The sequence below is a fragment of the Epilithonimonas sp. UC225_85 genome (genome assembly GCF_042695135.1).
Classification (GTDB): Bacteria; Bacteroidota; Bacteroidia; order Flavobacteriales; family Weeksellaceae; genus Epilithonimonas.
Window position 1 is genome coordinate 2,682,552 of record NZ_CP170547.1, and the last position, 20,325, is coordinate 2,702,876.

The 20,325-nt window shown below is 37.6% G+C and carries 13 protein-coding genes; all 13 read right to left on the minus strand.

Annotation, left to right across the window (positions count from 1 at the left end; all coding sequences use genetic code 11):
- Positions 1 to 133: 133 nt before the first annotated feature.
- The 13 genes from ACFJGY_RS12335 to ACFJGY_RS12395 all read right to left on the minus strand — a co-directional run bounded on the left by ACFJGY_RS12335 (position 134) and on the right by ACFJGY_RS12395 (position 19,914).
- Positions 134 to 1,036 carry an alpha/beta hydrolase gene (locus ACFJGY_RS12335; protein ID WP_379964329.1) on the minus strand — a complete coding sequence of 301 codons (903 nt, stop codon included), beginning with the start codon at positions 1,034 to 1,036 and terminating at the stop codon, positions 134 to 136.
- Between the two features lie 4 nt (positions 1,037 to 1,040).
- The gene (locus ACFJGY_RS12340; RefSeq protein WP_379964331.1) at positions 1,041 to 1,961 is read right to left on the minus strand and encodes an alpha/beta hydrolase; all 921 of its coding nucleotides are present in this window, start codon (positions 1,959 to 1,961) and stop codon (positions 1,041 to 1,043) included.
- A 53-nt stretch (positions 1,962 to 2,014) separates the two neighbouring features.
- Positions 2,015 to 2,752: a rhamnogalacturonan acetylesterase gene (locus ACFJGY_RS12345; protein WP_379964333.1), complete on the minus strand. Its 738-nt coding sequence runs from the start codon at positions 2,750 to 2,752 to the stop codon at positions 2,015 to 2,017.
- A gap of 119 nt (positions 2,753 to 2,871) precedes the next feature.
- Positions 2,872 to 3,840 (minus strand): pectinesterase family protein, encoded by a 969-nt coding sequence (locus tag ACFJGY_RS12350; protein ID WP_379964335.1) that lies wholly within the window; start codon positions 3,838 to 3,840, stop codon positions 2,872 to 2,874.
- Between the two features lie 201 nt (positions 3,841 to 4,041).
- Entirely contained in the window at positions 4,042 to 4,950 is a 909-nt protein-coding gene (locus ACFJGY_RS12355; protein ID WP_379964337.1) for an alpha/beta hydrolase, read from the minus strand.
- An 11-nt stretch (positions 4,951 to 4,961) separates the two neighbouring features.
- Positions 4,962 to 6,629 (minus strand): glycoside hydrolase family 28 protein, encoded by a 1,668-nt coding sequence (locus ACFJGY_RS12360; protein WP_379964339.1) that lies wholly within the window; start codon positions 6,627 to 6,629, stop codon positions 4,962 to 4,964.
- A gap of 189 nt (positions 6,630 to 6,818) precedes the next feature.
- On the minus strand, positions 6,819 to 7,655 hold the full coding sequence (locus ACFJGY_RS12365) for a rhamnogalacturonan acetylesterase (RefSeq protein ID WP_379964341.1): 837 nt from the start codon (positions 7,653 to 7,655) through the stop codon (positions 6,819 to 6,821).
- Between the two features lie 108 nt (positions 7,656 to 7,763).
- The gene (locus ACFJGY_RS12370) at positions 7,764 to 9,386 is read right to left on the minus strand and encodes a glycoside hydrolase 43 family protein (RefSeq protein ID WP_379970183.1); all 1,623 of its coding nucleotides are present in this window, start codon (positions 9,384 to 9,386) and stop codon (positions 7,764 to 7,766) included.
- 171 nt (positions 9,387 to 9,557) lie between these two features.
- Positions 9,558 to 10,811 carry a glycoside hydrolase family 105 protein gene (locus ACFJGY_RS12375; RefSeq protein ID WP_379964343.1) on the minus strand — a complete coding sequence of 418 codons (1,254 nt, stop codon included), beginning with the start codon at positions 10,809 to 10,811 and terminating at the stop codon, positions 9,558 to 9,560.
- 26 nt (positions 10,812 to 10,837) lie between these two features.
- Positions 10,838 to 11,866, minus strand: a complete 1,029-nt coding sequence (locus ACFJGY_RS12380) for a pectinesterase family protein (protein WP_379964345.1) — start codon at positions 11,864 to 11,866, stop codon at positions 10,838 to 10,840.
- 119 nt (positions 11,867 to 11,985) lie between these two features.
- A complete protein-coding gene (locus ACFJGY_RS12385) occupies positions 11,986 to 14,544 on the minus strand; it encodes a T9SS type A sorting domain-containing protein (RefSeq protein ID WP_379964347.1) in 2,559 nt (852 codons plus the stop codon).
- A gap of 245 nt (positions 14,545 to 14,789) precedes the next feature.
- A complete protein-coding gene (locus ACFJGY_RS12390) occupies positions 14,790 to 16,613 on the minus strand; it encodes a RagB/SusD family nutrient uptake outer membrane protein (RefSeq protein ID WP_379964349.1) in 1,824 nt (607 codons plus the stop codon).
- Positions 16,614 to 16,623: 10 nt separating this feature from the next.
- On the minus strand, positions 16,624 to 19,914 hold the full coding sequence (locus ACFJGY_RS12395) for a SusC/RagA family TonB-linked outer membrane protein (RefSeq protein ID WP_379964351.1): 3,291 nt from the start codon (positions 19,912 to 19,914) through the stop codon (positions 16,624 to 16,626).
- Between the last annotated feature and the right edge of the window lie 411 nt (positions 19,915 to 20,325).

Consider the following 20,325-nt stretch of genomic DNA (forward strand, 5'->3'; position numbering starts at 1 on the left):
AAAATTAACGTAATCGATTGCATAAAATCTACCAAAAAACTGATCTAAAACCATTTTTATTTGACAAATTAAAAAAATCCCAATGCAAAAACATCAGGATATCAAATTTAACATGCGATAAACTTATTTTTAATCATTTATCATTGAAGCGTTTCAGCCAGTCGGCACAGAGCTTTTTCCAATTGTCTGTCAGTTCAGATTTATTGGTAATTCCGATATTATGTTCACCTTCTGGAAAGATTTGCAAAGAACCTTTCACTTTATTTTTCAGCATCGCTTCATAATACAAAATACTGTTGATGACAGGAACTGCGGGATCATTCTGCGCATGAAACAAAATCGTAGGCGGTGTTTTCTCCGTCACCCGATTCTGCATAGAATATTCTTTTATTTTTTCTTCGGAAGCATTTTCTCCAAGTAGATTATCCCGGCTGCCTTTATGCGCAAACTCGCCCAGATCGATCACCGGAGAAACCAGAATTACAAAATCCGGAATGGTAGAAATGGTTACCCAATCGCCTTTCAACTCAGTAAGATCAGTAAAATTACTCGCCATCGCTGCAAGATGACCGCCGGCAGAAGTTCCCAAAACACCAATTTGATTTGGAGAAATTCCCCATTGCGCCGCATTTTTCCGAATATATTTAATCGCAGCCTGAATGTCTTGTAAAGGTCCAATCTCTCTTTGTTTGAGATCCGGAGAAGTTGGCAGACGGTAATTCAGAACGAAAGCAGAAATACCTAAAGTATTAAGCCATTTTGCATAAGAATATCCGCCCAGATCATAAGTCAAATGATGATAACCACCACCCGGAATAATAATGATCGCCATTTGTTTACGCTCTTCTTTTGCAGGCAAAAAAGCAAATAATTCAGGATCCTGAATCTGTGTAATTCTCCCCTCTTTTTCTTCTACAGTTTTTAATTTTAAACCTTTGGAATTAGGCATTTGACCTTTTGGCCAAACTGTTATTTTTTGCTGAGCTTCAATATAATTTAAAACAAAAATTAATATAAGTAAAACTAATTTTTTCATTTTATTAAGGGGTTACAGTTGTTTTACTTGCTACGGTTTTCAGCCAGTCTGAGCACAATTTTTTCCAGTTGTCCGTCAGTTCAGATTTGTTGGTAATCCCGATTTTGTGCTCACCTTCGGGAAAAATGAATAAGGCGCCTTTCACTTTATTTTTGGTCATTGCTTTGTAGTAAAGAATACTGTTCATTACAGGAACTGTTTTGTCGTTCTGCGCATGAAATAATATCGTAGGCGGTGTTTTCTCCGTCACGCGGTTTTGCATAGAATATTCGGTGATTTTTTCCTGAGAAGCATTTTCTCCTAATAAGCTTTTACGGCTGTCGACGTGGGCAAATTCTCCCAAATCGATAACCGGAGACAACAGAATCGCAAAATCCGGAATCGTAGAAATGGTTTCCCAATCGCCTTTCAGTTGTGTGTAATCTGTTGTAATATTACTGACTGTTGCAGCCAAATGCCCACCAGCAGAAGTCCCAATTACTCCTACCTGATCCGGGGAAAGTCCCCATTGAGAAGCATTTTTGCGTATATATTTTATCGATGCCTGAATGTCCTGCAATGGCGCAATTTCTCTTTGGATAAGATCCGGAGAAGTTGGTAATCTGTATTTCAAAACAAAGGCAGAAATCCCTAAAGTATTGAACCATTTTGCAATCTGGAAACCACCTTCATCATAAGTCAGTTTGTAGTATCCACCTCCTGGAATGATGATGACAGCCATTTTTTTCCTGTCTGCTTTTGGCGGTAAAAAGGCAAAAAGTTCAGTTTCCGTAACTTGGGTCATTATGCCTTCTTTTTTCTCTTCGGTTTTTAATTTCAAACCTTTGGAATTCGGCATTTCGCCTTTTGGCCAAACGTTGATCTTTTCCTGAGCCGATATTTGATTAAAAAATAAAATCAATAAGATGAAAACAGTTTTTTTCATAAGTCATTAATTGAAAAAGTTACCATTAAAACTAATGATAACTTCTGTTTGAACTATTTAATATATTTTTCCAAACCTGTTTTTAAAGGTTTTAAACCCTTCAAAGCCAGTTTTGCAACAGATTCTGCTCCCAGTGTCGACAAGTGCGTGTCGTCATCTTTTCCTTTTGGATAATACTCCACCTCGCCTTCTTTATAATGCAGATGAAGTTTTTTTGATCCTTCCGGTCCGGCAGCAATTTCCATTTGTTCTGTCAATAACTGCATATCCACAAACGGCACTTTCATATCATCCGCCACCAATCTTACTACCAAAGGATAATTGCCGTGAGTATCCGTCAAAACACCATTCTCTGTAAAATCTCTTCTTACAATAGAAGTCATCAGAATCGGAGTTGCTCCTTTTGCTCTGGTTTCTTTCACATATCTTTCAAGATTCGCTCTATATTGTGTATACGGATTGGTGAATTTTGTAGAATCTTTCACTTTCTGATCGTTATGACCAAACTGAATGATCACGAAATCTCCTTTCTTGAGCTGTTTTTCCACTTTGTCCCATCGGCCCTCTGTCCGGAAACTTTTGGAACTTCTGCCGTTCATCGCGTGGTTTTGGATTTCAATATCTGTTGTGAAATATTGCGGAAGCACCTGTCCCCATCCGTGTTCTGGATTTTTTTCGGGATTATCTTTGTTGGCCATTGTAGAATCTCCGATTAAAAAAAGTGTTGGTTTTTTCTGACCAAATATCAACACTGAAAACAGAATTGATAAGCTTAAAAGAAGTTTTTTCATTTTTAAATTGATTTTTTATTTATTTAAATGCTTCGAGAACCTCAGCATGACATTTCTCATACTAAACGCTTTATTTTAAAATATTTTTTACGATGTAATGCTGAGCCTGTCGAAGCATTTTATTTATTAGGATTCCAGTCACCGAAAATCTTTTCGATGGTGTAATTTTTCACTTCTTTTTTGGTTAATTGATGAGACCAGGAAACTCTCTTTGAAATATCACTACCTTCTCCTCTGCTCATATATTCTGCATAGTAAACCGTTTTTTCTTTATCCGGAAACATTGCGTCGCCTTTCCAGGGATTCCAGCCTTCCGGAAGAATGTGATTTCCCATTTCTGTATTAATGAAAACCGTTTTGGCAAATGATCTCCACGGCCTTCCAAGAAAAACTTTCATAACACCCTCTTTTGCAATCAATTTACAATCAAAAAAGACAAAACCATATTTTTTATTTTGGTCCGTTGAAGCTGCAGTGATGTAAGAATCAGCCAAGCTTTTGATCGTGCAATTTTTAAAAACAACCGTTGCCGAACCAAAAACAAAGTCGGTTGTACCTTCGATAAAGCAATTCTCGTAATATTGCCGACTGTGATTTCCTGAGGCATAAAGTGTGTCCTGACAACCCAGAATTTTGGAATCTTTAATCACAAAATGATCACCTTCCACGTGAAGGGAAACCGCCTGTCCTTTGCTGCACCAGGTATTCTGAATGGTCAGATTTGAGATTTTAACATCATCCGCCATTACCAAAAGTGTATAAGAATTGAAGGTCGTCATTTTCTCATTCAACGCATCTGGTTTTCCGGAATAATCATCATTAATGACAATTGTATTTTCCTGACTTTCGCCTTGTAAAGTAATTTTTTGTTTTGATGAAGGAATGACTACCTTTTCGTGATAAGTCCCTGATTTAATTTTAATTAAAGCTTCGCCAGGCCCAAAATCCCGAATCGAATTGATCGCTTTCTGGATCGAAGTAAATTGTCCACTTCCATCCTGCGCCACATTAATTGTAATATAAGGAACATTTTGGCCAAACATCATTTGAACAAAGGCAATCATTAATATCAAAAAAAACTTCTTCATAAAATTATTTTTAAATATATCTAATGCAATTTTTTTTAACGCAAAGATTTTTTTTGATTCTTCATATTTTAGAGAGCAAACGAGGAATCAATAAATTGATTTTACTAAGCTTAAATTATAATAATGCTTCATCAGCGACTTGTCGCAACCTTTTGTTTTCCTAAAATATAAATTATTACAATTAATCTTTGCGTCAAAATTCTATTTTAAAGTCTTATCCAAAAACTGAAGAGTAAGATCCAAAGTCTCTGTAAACCAAGGTTCTGCCGACCAGAAAGAATGCGGTGTATCTTTGATCTCGTGGAATTCTGTCGGAATATTATAACTTTTCAGTTTCTTCATCATATCGTCTCTCCCGGCGTGGAAACGAGGCTGAGAGCTATTAATAAAAATCGTAGGCGGCGTATTTTTATCTACAAATTCCAAAGGCGAAGCGTCTGTCCAGTTTTTCAAATTAACATTTCTGTCACCGTTCAGCCAATAAGCTGCATAAGTACTTTCCTCAGCTTCGGGATGGATGAAGGAAACAACGCCGTCCACATTTACAATACATTTTATTTTCCCTTTAGATTTTACACCAACCAAAGTTGCGATTTGTGCACCTGCTGATTCTCCATAAATTGCCGTTCTTTCGGTATTTAAGGAATAGTTCTTTTTATTTTTTTTCAAATATTTAATAGCATTTTCAACATCATCTATTGCTGCAGGATATTTTGCAACATCTGCCAATCTGTAACCAACGGCAATTGCGACATAACCTTTGGAAGCCAGTTCCTGAGCCATATATTTTTCATTTTCCCTGCTTCCCGAGATCCAGCCGCCACCGTGAATCATAACAATTCCCGGATATTTTTTTGATTTATCAAGCGGATAATAAATGTCAGCCTTCAGAGAAATTCCGTTGACGTTGGCATACTCCACATCTTTATCAATTCCGATGTTTGCAGGAGTTGGTCTGTCTAAAGGCGTGATGAAAGGATATTTCTTCTTAAGTTTCTCAAATGTTGCTTCGTTTGTATAAGGAGTTGCATTCGGGCGGTTAACCTGTCCGAATGCTGATGTGACTCCAAATAAGAAAAAAATAAGAAAATATAGTTTGGGAAAACTCATATTAAAATGGATTATTTCACAGCATTCTTAGCTACTTCCTTAGAAATAGTTAGCTGATCTTTTGCGATGTTTTTGGATAATTTCACATTAGAAGTTTTACTTCCCATAACCTTGATTGCCGGTTTGTTAGAAGATTCTAAAGTCAATCCTGAAAGATCAATATTTTTACTGTTATAAACTGTCGCGCCGGTTCCGTCTGTATATTTTAATTTAACATTTTTAAGTGTAATTCCGTCGGCATCTACAATGGTCAAAGCTTTTTTTGTATCGAAATAAGAATCTTCGATCACGATATTTTTAAGATTCATTTCCGATAAACCATTCAGGCTCAAAGCTTCATAAGAGTTAGAAGCTGTAATATTTTTGAAAAATACATTTCTGAAAACCGGTGTTTCTTCTGTCACAGGGATTTCCTTTTCCTTTCTTTTCTCGTCATCCGCACTCTGGTCTTCTTCAATGATTGGCGAATTGCCTTCGTAGAACATATTGAAACCGATCACCTGAGCCGGAATATTGATCATATCAACATTGCTGATCCAGATATTCTCAACAACGCCGCCTCTGCCTCTCGTGGTTTTGAAACGAAGACCAATGTCTGTCCCGATAAAAGTACAGTTCGAAGCGTGAAGATTTTTCACACCGCCGGACATTTCGCTTCCAATTACGATGCCGCCGTGTGCGTGGTAAACTGTGTTGTTTTTGATGATGACATTTTCCGTCGGCATTCCTCTGTCGCGGCCATCTTTGTCTTTTCCGGATTTGATGCAGATTGCGTCATCACCAACATCGAATGTATTATTATAAACTAAAACATTTTTGCAAGATTCCAAATCCAAACCGTCTCCGTTTTGGGAGTACCAGGGATTTCTTACATTAAGATTTCTAAGGATCAGGTTGCTTGACATCAATGGATGAAGATTCCACGCCGGCGAATTCTGGAAGGTCGGTCCGTCCAAAAGAACTTTGTCACAGCCGACCAGACTTACCATCACGGGACGAAGGAAATCTTTTACTTTTTCCAGATCTGCTCTTGTAGTCAGCTTTTCCGGAATATTAAAGTTTGCTGTGTTTGCAAATCCTCTTTTGGAGCTTTCACTTGGGAACCACGTTTTTTTATCGTCCGACAGAACGCCGCCTTTTGCAAGCAGTTCTTTCCATTGTCCATCGGTCATTTTTCCTTTTTTCACATATCTCCAGGCATCGCCACTACCATCGATCACGCCATTTCCTGTGATTGCAATATTGGTTGCGCCTTTTGCAGAAATCGGAGACTGGCAGCGGGTTGTATTAAGACCTTCAAAACTGACATCCACAAGAGGATAATCATTGAAATCTCTGCTGAAAATGATCATTGCGCCATCTTCCAAATGCAGGTTGATATTATTTTTCAGAACGATTGGTCCGGTCATCCAGATTCCTCTTGGGACTACTACTGTTCCACCGCCTTTTTGAGAAGTCTCATCAATGGCTTTTCTGAAAGCTTCCGTATTTTTTACGATTCCTCCGGAAACAGCTCCGAAACTTTTTATATTGACAGAGGTTGCCGGAAAAGAGGTTTCTGCAACAGTCATTTTGAATTCTACGTTCTTATAGATATCAGACATTTGAGTTTGTGCAAAGCTGTGCCCTGAAAATAATATTGACAGGCTAAACGCTAATATTTTAATCGATTTTTTCATTTTTTATTTTGATTTCAGAACCGAGATTCTGGATTTTTTATTTTAAATGTTGGCTGTAATTATATAATCTGGTAAAAAGAACTAAAAAGTATGTTCTTTTGAAATTATTTTAGAATTATATATCGATGCTTCGCACCTATAATTGATTAATCCTATTTTTCTACCAGCATTTCGGTGCTTCGCACCTTTCTATTTGTTAGTTACTATTTTTTTAAATTCGTTATAAACGATCTGTGCCATTGCTTTTGCGCCTTCCGGCTGGAAATGGGTATCGTCTTTCTGGCCTTTTGGATATGCCGGATATTTGCCTTCGGGAAGATTCATAAAGTAATTTTGTGTCACGAAATCTTTTCCTTTTTTGGTGAGCATTTCTCTGGAAAGTTTGTTAAGGTCAATCAAATCTACTTTTTGTTCCTGCGACACTTCTATCATTGCTTTGGCATATTCCACGTGACTGTCGCCTAAAACACCATCTTTCCAAGGGTAATTTCTTGACACCGGCGTTACCAAAACCGGCGTCGCACCTTTCTCTTTAACCTGATGTATGTATAATCTCAGATATTCTTTATAACCCTGGACATCTACATAACGATCAACTTTTGTTGGAGATTCGTCATTGTGTCCGAACTGAATCAGAACCCAGTCTTTTGGTTTCAGGTTTTCGAAAATATATCGCCATCTGCCTTCCTGGAAAAAAGTTCTCGTACTTCTTCCGCCTTTGGCTTTGTCAACCACCAATACATTTTTTGCAAGAGCAGGAGATTTCAAAGTTTTTAGACTGTCGGCAGTAAAAAATTCCTGAAAAACACCGCCCCAACCTTGCTGCGGATAACGCTTTTCCTGATAATTACTTTCCAGACTGTAATCTGTCAAAGTAGAATCGCCGGCAAGGAAAATATTGGTTGTATTTTTATCTTTCGAAGGTATCAAAATTCTGTCCTTCTGGCTATCCTGCTCTGTCTGGGCAGACATCATCACGGAAGCGGCGATGAAAAATGCTGTCGGTATGTTTTTAATTCGCATCATTTTTTTAACGCAAAGGCGCACATATTTTAATTTTAAACTTCATTATTTAAGTCGCAAAGGTTTTTTGTCTTATTTTTTAATATAATTTTTTTCTTTATGATCTAAATTCTAATCTTTTGTAACTCTGAAAAAGTCAAAATCTGCATAGCCGCCACGTGAAACTTTTGGATCGCTTACAGAATAGATTCCGACTTTTGCACCGATCCATTTTCCTGGTTTTGCCTGAAAAGTTTCGCCGATTTTTTCAAATGTAGTTCCGTTTTCGCTGTAGCTGAAAGTGCAGATTCCGTTTGGTTGGTTGACGTTGACTTTCAGATAGACTTCGTTTGATTTTAATTTGATTTCGTTAAGGATTTTTTCCTCGCCGCCTTTTTCCGCTTTTTCAGCTCTTCTTAATTGGAGGTAAAATCCGTCCGGTTTATTTGTGATTACCAACGACTGATAATCCATTCCCATTATCAAAAGTCCGGCTGTTTTTCCTTCTTTCACTTCTTCGGGAGATAGTTTGACTTTGGTTGTTGCAGCGAAATTAGGTGCAGGGAATTTTTGTGTTAACAGATTCGGGACGTTCCAAAGGTTTTTTTCGCCATCCGGAATTTTCACTGAGAATAATCTCAAATAATCTTTTCCAACAAGTTTTGCCGACCAAACGATATTTTCGTTGGCACTCCACTGCCATTGCAATCCGATTTTATCATTATTAAATTCATCAGATTCTGCAGGCGTTTCTATTGGGAAAGTCTTTCCAACTTCGGGTTTTTTATAAATCAGAACAGGTTCACCAATTCCGTTTTTGTTATTGTCGATTCCGATTACGGGCCAGTCTTTTTCCCACTTCATTGGTTGAAGATGAACGATTCTTCCGCCCGCATCCACGTCCTGAAAATGGTAAAACCAGTCCTGACCTTTCTGAGTATCGACCCAAGCGCCCTGATGCGGACCATTGATTTTCGTAGAACCTTTTTCCAAAACGATTTTCTCCTCGTACGGTCCATAAATATTTTTTGATCTTAAAACCAATTGCCAGCCTGTTGCAACGCCGCCAGCCGGGGCAAAAATGTAATAATAACCGTTTCTTTTATAAAATTTCGGTCCTTCCACCGTTGGGTGTGCATCGTGGCCGTCAAAAACGTGAATGCCTTTGTCCAGGACTTTTGTTCCATCAGGATTCATTTTATTAATGGTGAGAATACTTTTGACGCCTGCTCTGCTTCCTGCCCAACCGTGAACGAGATAAGCATCGCCGTTATCATCCCAAAACGGACAAGAATCAATAAGACCTTTACCTTCCATTACCAAAACCGGATCTTCCCATTTCCCGAGTGGATCTTTGGTTTTCACCATATAAATCCCGAAATCCGGGTCGCCCCAATAGATGTAATATTCACGTTTGTGAAAACGGATGCTTGGTGCCCAGACGCCGTTTCCTCTCTGTGGAATCTTGTAGGTTTCTTTCGGAACAAGGTCGGTAATGGCATAATTTACAAGCTTCCAGTTAATCATATCTTTGGAATGGAGAATTGGTAATCCCGGCGTTTCGTTGAAGCTGGAAGCCGTCATAAAATAATCATCACCAACGCGGATCGCGTCCGGATCCGAAAAATCAGAGTATAAAACCGGATTCTTGTATGATCCGTTTCCCAAATCCGAAACCCAGACTTCGGAAACGTAAGGTTTTGTTTTCTGTGCATCCAGTTGATTGATTGATAATGCAAACAAGGAAAGGATGATATGTTTTTTATTTACTTTCAAATTTCTCTTTTTTAACAGCGAATAATTGCAGCCCGGCTTGAGTGGAAATCCTTTTTTACGTGGTCTTTAATTTCTATTTAAACTAAGATCATCTGCAAAAAAGATTGGGAACGGAAGACGGATTAAGCTGCCGAAATAATTCTTATTATTTTACTTTTCAAATTCTAAACTTGCAAGAATAAAAGGACCTGTTCCTTTGGCATCGTTGGACCGGATTTCTTCGTTCACATAATATTCGTACGAGCCGCTTCTGTAAGGATTACCTCCTAAACCGGCAACCGCGCAGCATTTATTTAAATTCACCACACCATTTTCGTCTACAGAAATCAGGTTTTTGATGATTCCGTCATATCCTTTTTTAGCTGCTGTTTTATAAGATTTGGGAAGATAACCGTCATTAACGGATTTTATCATTGTGTAAACGAACATTGCAGAAGCAGTTGCTTCCAGATAATTTCCTTTTTCGCCGCCTTTGTCCAAAACCTGATACCAAAGTCCGGTTTCCTTATCCTGAACTTTCAAAATAGCATCTGTGTAAGATTTGATGTAAGAAATCAACCTTGCTCTTCCCGGATGATTCTTTGGAAGATAATCCAGAACGTCTACCATGGCCATTCCGTACCAGCCCATTGCTCTGCCCCAGAAATTAGGTGACTGTCCGGTTTGTTTGTCAGCCCATTTTTGTTCTTTGCTTTCGTCCCAGGCGTGGTAAAGAAGTCCTGTTTTCTTATCTAAAAGATGTTTCTGAATCAGGTCAAACTGATTGATAATGTCGTTGTATGCTTTTTCTGCGTCTGCACCTTTGCTGAAATCCTTGGTGTAGTGTGCATAAAAAGGTTCTCCCATATACAAGCCATCCAGCCACATCTGGTTTGGATAGATTTTTTTGTGCCAGAAGCCGCCTTCGGAAGTTCTCGGCATTCCGTCTATCTGAGAACGCAGTGTCTGCAACGCTTTCAAGTATTTTTCCTTTTTCTCTTTTTCATAAAGATAAAGAAGAACGTTGCCGCTGTTAAGCATATCGATATTGTATTTATCCATCTCGTAAGTCAGAATAGTGCCGTCTTCTTTGATTAATTTTTCGCCAAAGCTGCTTATGTAATCGTAATATTCTTTTTTACCGGTTTTTGCGTAAACTTTCTCGGCGCCGTCTAAAACAATTGCCGAAGGATAGGTCCATTTCGGGCTTTTGCTGAAATCCAGCATCCAGGATTCCGGGAAACGGTGCATCTCGGAAAGGAGCATTCTTTCGGACCATTTCAGGTTTGTGGGAACCACTTTTCCAGATTGTGACATTTCTGTGGAAGGTTTTGAAGCTGTTGCGGTTTTTGTCTGAGCACAAGCAAGAAACATCCCTGATGCAAAAGCCGTGATCGACCATATTTTTAATGTTTTAAATTTCATAAGTATATTTTTAATTTTTCTTCGATTTATTTTTTTATTTTAAAATTCCAATTGTCTTTTCCAGAGAGAATATTTTTTGGAGAATAGTTTTTTTTCTGTTCTTTGCTTAATTGATAAGACCAGGAAACTCTTTGTTTTGGATCTGAACCCAAACCTTTGGAATTGTACTCTCCATAGAAAGTTGTTTTCTCTGCATCCGGTTTTTTCCAGTTGTGCCAGCCTTCCGGTTTTATAATGTTATCGATTGTACAATTGATAAAAACTGTTTTGGCAAATGGCCGCCAGGGTCTTCCGAGGTAAACGGATTGTGGTTTTGCATCGCCTTTGATTTTACAATTGATGAAAACAAATCCAAATCTGGTATTTTCCGGTGTTGAGGCTGCAGTAAGATATGTGGCGGATTCTTTTGCAAAAATCATACAATCTTCAAAAACGGCAGTGGCTGCGCCGAAAATAAAATCAGTTGTTCCCTCGATGTAACAATTCTTAAAATAATGGCGAATCTCTCTTTTCGGTGTTGAAACATCCTGCTCACCTTTGAGATAAAGTGTATCCTGAAAACCAAGAAACCGGCAATTTTCAAAAATAGCGCGATCCCCTGTAATCAAAACAGCAACAGCTTGCCCGACTTTTCCGGCATCGTTCTGAAATGTGATATTCTTTGCGGAAAAATTATCAGAGAAAATAAAAACTGTAGATGATCCTGTGGTTCCGAATTCTTTGCCTTCTGCATTTTTCTTAGAAGCAAAATCATCATTAATAATAATAGTTTCTGAAAAACTTTCTCCTTCGAATGAAATTGCACCTTTGGCTGCAGGAACAATAATCTTTTCCCGGTAAGTTCCTTTTTTGATAAAGATCTTTGTTGTAGTCTGAAGTCTGTTTTCTACTGCATCAATCGCTTCCTGTACTGTTTTGTAATCTCCGGATCCGTCTTTTGCGACCGTATAAATTTTTTCAGAATTATTAGTTTTAATGCTGAAAGAACTGATATTGATCCAAGCCAGAATAAAAGAAAAAAACAATAAAAGATTCTTGATGTTGGATTGCTTCATTTTTTTACTGATCTTTTTTAAATATACAAGTTTCCACCCCTTTCGGGATGAAAACCTGTATGATTTAACAATTAAATAATGTGATCTGAAAATTCCAGACTGACATTAAGTTCTCATGGTTATTTTTTAATCAATTTTTTGGTAACTGTCCCTTTATCAGTCGTGATAGAGATGATATAATTACCAGTGTTCAGGTTTCTCAAATCAATAGAATCTCCAGTGACATCAACATTGTTTTTCACAATACTTCCTGCGAAACTGTAAACTTTAACATTAAGAATCTTCTGTCCCGCTGTATTGACATGTAAATAATCAGAAACCGGATTTGGATATAAACTCAATTGAGACTTATTGATATCATTTGTTGCCAAAGCATAAGCTGTTTTGATATAATACAAATTAGTCGTATCACCTTTTGTAATGCTGTGCGCGCCGGCAGCAACATTAGGAATCGTTACAATTCCGGCTGAAGCTGTATAATTGGTTCCGTCAAACTTAACCGCTTTTGCAAAATCTGCATCAAAAACCAAAGTTAAAGTAGAAGTCTGAGCTGTTGTATAGGTGATACTTGTAGCAGACTCCATTTTGAAACGTTTTGTCAAAGTGTTTCCGTCATAAGACTGAGAACCGTCCGTAGAGTTCATATTCCCGGTAATTGTATAGAACGTGCTTACTTTTCCTGAAGTTGTGAAGTTATGAATCTCACCTCCAGTTACAGGAGGCGTGGTCCCAACCGTAACAGTTCCGCTGATTGAAGCTGCAGTTCCTGATCCACCGATGGTAGTAACTGTATAAGAAGTAGTTGCAGAGGGTGTTCCTGTAACCGTTGCAGTTTTAGCTGCTGCATCTTTCGATACCGTAAGACCATTTGCAGGTAACCCGGTAATGGTAACATCTGTAGCATCACCACCCCAAGTGAAAACAATGGAAGCAATTGCAGTTCCTGTAGCCACTGTCTGGTCTTTATTAGCCGAAGTGTTTACCAAAGTTTGTGTTGTCCCTTCTGCCTGGATGAAAACCATATTGGTTCCATAGTTGGTCAGTTGGGACTTAAGTCCTGTAATAACTGCATAAGATTTGTCATCTACAGCATTATTGAAAACCCATTTAAAATCTCCGCCTTGTACACGTCCGGAATATAATTTGACTCTGTCTCTTGCAACAGTTGGATCTTCGACTACAAGATTTTTAATGTAAAGAGAAGCATCTGTATCAAAATTATTGTACACTTTTGCGCCTACTTTTGATTTAACCGTCGCAGGAACTGTTTCTCCACGTGTTGTTGCTAAATAAGCATCAAAATCTGTAAGAGAACTTATTTTTCCAGGAATATTGAATAATGGATTTGTATCGCCATAAGCTACAAAACGCATAGAGTTAGTGGCGATGTCTGCATCCAGAATATTGTTAAAAGCTTTGATCATTCCACCATCTTCGCCAGAAAAAGTTCCCTGATTTCCAGGATCATTCTGCTGTGTTGAAGGATTCCAGACATCAGTTCCCTGTAAAGAGATCATCATTGGGTTTTTGGCGTTACGGAAATAGTTTCCTTCCAAAAATAAAGAAGAACCTTCTGTTGAACCAGAACCATATTTAGCAATTCCGTCAAAATAATTGTTATAAACGTGAGCAGAATAGAATCTTACTCTAGGATGTCTTGAATCTGAATGGTCGAACCAGTTGTGGTGATAGCTTACGTAAAGACCTGTTGTAGTCCCTTCACTCAATCCCAATAAACTTGCTTTTCCGTTGTCCCAAAAATGGTTGTAAGAAAAAGTATTGTAACTGCTTCCTTTATTGTCCAAAGCACCGTCGCCTTTGATCTGATCTGCATCGCTGCCGGCGTCACCGTAGAACAGATCATTATTATGTACCCAGATATAAGAGTTACTTTGCTGTAGTCCGATGTCATCCCCCTCACTGCTGTCGCAGTTCATAAAACCGAGATTACTTACTTCTACGTTGGTGGCATTTTTCAGGCGCACTCCCCAGCCGTTTGCAGTCGCATCATCACCAACACCTTCCACGGTAATATAGCTGTTGGCATTGTTGTCGTTTTCTATGACAAAATCCCCGCCTTCCATCGTCACTGCATCTGTAATGTTGCCTACCAGACGGAAAATGTATGGTCTTGTATCGTAGCCTTTTTTGATACCATACAAGATATTCTGGAATCCGACATAAGCTGTTGTTCCGCCATTGCTTTTGGTAATAACATTGAATGGAACCGAATCTTTAGATTTCTGAGTGATGTACAAAATAATTGCATTATCTTTTGGTGTACCATCCGCTTTATAACCTCCGGGAACTCGTCCGCCATTGAAGGCAAAACCTGTTCTGTCCTGTGGAAGAACCGTTAAAGTGCTTGTTGTAGAACCAGCGCCCTCCACTCCTAAAATAACTGGTTTTACAGTAATCGTATAGTTACCTGCTTTAAGTCCCAAAACATCTGCGCGGAAATATGAGCCGTAGCTGCGGATAAGATAATCATCCACTTGTTTGTTCACAACGCCTTCACCGGAGTAATAGACATTATATTTTCCTGCATTTGCAACGGGCTGCCATTTTACAAAAGCAGTTTCAACCCAACCTGTAGATTCGTTGAATGTAACTGATTGTCCCGATACTTGCGTGAATGCAAGCAACAGGAACACATAAAGTAATTTAATTTTATTCATCTAAAATTTGTTTTAATGAGTTAATTGTCAGGTAAATGAATGATAATTATTGTAATTAGTGTTGTCTTCTACGAACCTATTTTCATTAACTAATTTTAAATAATAGTGTTAAATAATTTTTTGAATAAAGACAAAGAAGTCCTTAGAATCAGCTCTACCAGAGCTTAAAACCCTGATAGAGTGAATCTTCAAAAAAAATTAAAAATATAAAAACTTAAAAAATATTGTTGGAAAGAATTTATTCCCTAGTACCCGTAATCCTGTTTCAGATTGTAGTTTGATAATATGATATCATCATAAATCGGGAATAATTCTTTTCTGTTTGCTTCAAAATATTGTGCATAACCTTTCACGGGATCACTGATATATTGTTGTGTCACCGCAACCCTCCAGTTGGCTGCTTTGTAACCCGATGGCGCACTTCCCGGAGCAGGCGTATAATAAACATCGGCTCTGGTAGCACCAGCTGGTACATAAATATCTATTGCCTGAAGAGCTGCCTGTGCCGTTTTTGTTCTATCATAAGGTGATTCCTTATAATATAAAATGGAAGGTACATTCGCATATGGACCCGTTCCATTTTGAAATTGGGAAAGTTTTTGTCTTGTTTCAGCAATTTTAGTTGCTAAAAGATTCCAACGAATAAGATCATATTTTCTAAGACCTTCTCCTCCAAATTCTAATAATCTCTCGTGAACAATGTAATCGAAAAATCCTGTTTTATCCGTCGGTATAGTTCCTGCCTGTCCTAAGTTTCCTGCATAAGCACGGTTTCTAACTTGCTGCACCGCAGCGATAGCTGCTGCAGATGGAGAACCATTGATCTCGTTATCAGCTTCTGCAAACATTAGAAGAATATCGGAGTAGCGGATCATCGGCCAATCTATTGCAAGGTTTTGTGCAGTTCCTGTAACGTTGGTCCACGATTTTCTGAATTTTCCATCAGTACAAAGAGCACCTGTTGCAAGAATCGCCTGATTTGCATCATTAATCTGCATTGTAGCCACAGTAAGATCTCTTCTGACATCAAACTTTCCAAATTCGTAAAAGTAAACAGGGATTGCATTGATCCCACCGCTACTCTTCCAGTTGGAATTGTCAGAATGTCTCATCCCGTTGTAGTAACCGATTTTGCTGTCTGTTGCTGCGTTACCTCCAAAAGCCCCAACTGCGAAGATTACTTCGTGTGCTGCATCTTCCGTATTATCGTGCAATGCTCTGAAAACAGCTTCGAAGCTTGAATTAAGACCGTGTTCTCCGGTTTTAGCAATGATGTCTTTACATTCGTCATAAGCTATTTTATAATAAACCTGAGGATTAGATCCTCGTGCCATGATTCTTGGATCTCTCCTCAAAGAATATCCGGCTCTTGCCAAGGCTATTCTTGCTCTAAGCCCTTTTACTGCTGCCTTTGTAATTCTTGTATTACCAACTGATGCTTCTGATCTCCAAGGAACAAGGTTAGCTGCAGTGGCCAGGTCAGCAATCATTTGTTCGTAGATCACATCTCGGTCTGTTTTAGGAAGATAAACTGTTTCAAGATCAGAAGAAGGTACCAATTGCATTGGAACATCTCCCCAGTTTTTGATCAAGTCAAAATAGAACTGAGCTCTCAAAGTGTAAGCTTCTCCTAAATAACGATCCATTAACTTTTTATCCGTTGCAGAACCTGTCTGGTAAACCGGAGATAAAGGGATATTCTTAATACAAAGATTGGCTCTTTCTATCCCGGAATATAACTTCAGGAAAGGTTTGTTAAGATCCGGATTAGAAGTACAAGCCCCATAAGTACTAAGTCCTCTTCTGTCGTTACAGTTGAAGTCGCCAGAGGTTTTGAAATCATCTGCAGATTGCGGATAGTACAGGTTTATTCTCTGTCCGTATCCATCATCACCAATAACCTGGTTGTAAACACCAATCAATGCGGTGAAGGTATCTGCTGTACTGTCAAATTGTTGTTCTTCGTTAGAATTAGAAATATTTTCTGCATCTAAGAAATCATCACAAGAAGTAAATGTGAAGAATATAATTAAACAACTTAGAATTGAAATTAATCTGTTAAGTTTCATTTTTTTTGAATTAAAAAGTTATATCAACACCTGTTAAGAAAAATCTGCTTCTTGGGAAAGCTGCATAGTCCACTGCTGGCGTAAGCGTACTTTTTCTAGTGCTTACTTCTGGATCATATCCTGAATAACCGGTAATTGTAAAAACGTTATTTGCTGTTGCGTATAATCTTAAATTAGTAATACCAAGTGCTTTTAAAGCATCTTTATTTAATGAATATCCGAGAGTTACGTTATTCAGTCTCAGGAAAGATCCATCTTCTATTGCATACGAATGTAAGAAATAGTTACCACCTGTTGGTGTCCACATTGTTGTATTAGCGTTCAGTGCTGTCAAAGCTGCAGGATCTGTAACTTTTACACCATTTGCATCAAACCATTTCCATCTGTCAGCCATTTCTGCCAGCATATTCTGATCTGTGTACTGATATTTTGTCGTGAATTCGATTTTGTTTGCATTATAAACTTTATTCCCAACAGAGAAGTTGAAGAACAAACTCATATCAAAGTTTTTGTACTTGAAAGTCTGGTTGAACCCTCCATAAAACTTAGGCTGAGCATTACCCAGATCCGTCTGATCTTTTGTATCGATGATGCCATCACCATTCAAATCTTTCAGTTTCAAATCTCCTGGCTGTGGCAATTTGTTACCTAAGGCTACAGTAGCATCACTTGCAATGCCTGCTTTTAATTTATAAGTATTGTTAGCGGTATTGAAATCAAAATCACTTACTTCATATCTGCCTTCTGTTACATATCCGTAGAACATCCCAACTGGTTGATTTATTTGTACTTTGAAATCGAACAAGTTGTTGACCCACCCTGACGGCTGTAGATAATAATCTGTTCCAGACTGTGTTAAAGGACCTAAACTTTTTATGATGTTTTTGTTTGCTGAAATATTAAAATCTGTTTTCCAAGTGAAGTTTTCATTACCAACAACGATTGCTCCTAAACTGAATTCCAATCCTTTGTTCTGAGTTTTTCCAGAGTTCTGATATTCATATTCGTAACCAGAAGTCTGAGGAATTTTTGCTAGTAATAACAAATCTTTGGTATCTGTAATGTAAGCATCAATTGCTCCATAAACTTTTTTATTGAAAATTGTAAAATCTAAACCTGCATTTTTAGAAACCGTTGCTTCCCATTTAATATTTTTATTTGGTTTAATATTTCCTGGTGCTGAACCTGTAATGATACCTGTTCCTCCTGTGTAACCATATTGGCTAGATGGGTTATAGAAAGTATCGTATAAGAAACCTGCAATCCTGTCATTACCAGACTGTCCATAACCAATACGCAATTTCAAATCGTTTACAATTTTTGAATCTTTCAGGAAGTTTTCTTCTCCAACTTTCCAAGCTAATGATGCAGAAGGGAAATTTGCCCATCTGTTCTCAGTACCAAAAGAGTTGGATCCATCTCGTCTTATTGAAACAGTTGCGATATATTTATTATTATAAATATAATTGGCTCTAGCAAAGAATGATGCCAACCTTGCTGGAGGTAGTACGCCTGCATACGGAGCATCCTGTATCAATCCTGCTGGCGGAGCTGCAAGAATAATATTTGCAAATGCTTGTGCTGCAGACAAAGATGTCGGTATATATCTGACAGTCATATCTGTTTTATTACCATCCGTCTGCACAATCTCCTGACCCAAAAGGAAATCCATTTTGTGGTTACCAATTTTTTTCTTGTAGGCAAGTGTATTGGTATTGGTGATTCTTCTTGTTTGTGTGTTTGTCAATTGTACAACAGACATATCTGCATTGATTCTTGAAAGATATGTTTTAGGACCTGAGAATTGCTGGATATCCTGATCGTTCTGTACATATCCGATTGTACTTTTGAAAGTCAGATCCTTGAAGATATTATAAGTAATGACACCATTCAGGAAAAGGTTATCCGTATTGTTATATTTAATTTCATTATTAGCTAACAATACAGGATTTACAAGATTTGTAGCTGCATAATCGTCATCGGCAAACTCATCGGAGCCTGCACTTGTAGAGACACCATTTTCAAAAGGTTTGTATCGGATAACGTTTCTAAGTCTGTTTGTTGTTTGAGATCCAGTAGTCGTGGTTCCGGCACCATTGATAAAGGTCTGGCTGTATCTGGCTGTCAATCCAACTTTTAATTTTTTGCTGATATCAAAATCATATTTGAAATTAGCCATATTTCTTTTATACCCGGAGTTGATCATAATCCCGTCTTCCTCTACGTGGTTTAATGACAATGTAAAGGCAGAATTATTATTACCACCCGAGATATTCAGGTTATGAGTAAAGTTGAAAGCTTCTTTTCCAAAAACTTCTTCCTGCCAGTCTTTGGTTTGTATCGTTCTATACTGTTCAATACCAGGCATAGCCGGATTATCTGCATCGCCCGGTGTCGCATTATACGGACCATACAATGATATAAATTTATCAATAAGATCCTGATAGCCATCCTTGTTGTACAACTCATATTGATATTGTACAAAATCATAAGGACTCATAACATCTAATTTCTTTGCAAGTGTACGTACACCTGTATATCCATTATAATTTACACTGGTTTTCGAATTCTTCCTGCCGCTTTTTGTTGTGATAAGAACAACACCATTTGCTCCTCTTGCTCCATAGATAGAAGTAGAAGATGCATCTTTCAGAACCTCGATAGATTCTATTTCTTTTGGAGAGATTAATGACAATGCATTATCCATCTGGATTCCGTCTACGATGTATAAAGGCGCATTATCCTGTGTAATAGATGTTCCTCCTCTCACTTTGATTTCCGGATCAGCTCCTGGAGAACCTTCACCAAAAGTTACCTGAACTCCGGCCATTCTTCCCTGGATTGCTTCTGCGGCACTGTTTACAGGCATATCTGCCAGCTGCTCACCTTTTACGGAAGAAATTGAGTTGGTAACATCTTTTTTGGATACGGTTGTATAACCTACCAATACAACTTCATCAATATTTTTCTCTTTGTTAGAATCAAACTTCGCAAGAACAACATTGACAACAGCCTTTCCATTCACTTCAACTTCTTGCTCTTCAAATCCTTTTCCTCGAACAACAAGCGTTGCGTTTTTCGGTACATTCAGCTCATATTTTCCTGTCTTGTCGGTCATTGTAGAAAACTTTGAGTTTTTTACAGTAATCTCCACATTTTGCACAGGCTTGTTTTGGTCGGAAGTAATTTTTCCGGAAACCTTGATCAACTCTTGAGCTAAACCAAATGCCGGTAATAAAAAGACTGAAGCAATCGTCGTTTTTATAAAAGCACTTTGAATACCTAATTTTAAACCACTCATAGATATTTTTTAGTTTTATATAATTAGTAATTTTGTTTTTCTACTTAATAATAGTCTTAAAATCAATTATAAAAATGCAATCGATTGCACGTATTTTTTTAACGATTTCTTAACTCGACTAAACTAAGATTATTTTTCAATTAGCAAATAAAAATTTTGAATTTTCTATTAATATTAATTTAACATAGTATAAACGCAAAAAACAATAACTCAATCAATAATTTGATTATCAGATATTTAATAAATAATAATAATTAAATAATATTTGTACAGATCAATGAAATTAACATTTTTTTAACATTATTTAATAATCAATAAACTGAGAAAAAGTGAGTTTTCAGTAAAAAACAATTAACCAAAAATTAACTTAACAATACGATTTTTAAGAAATTTCATTTTTTTTTGTTTAAA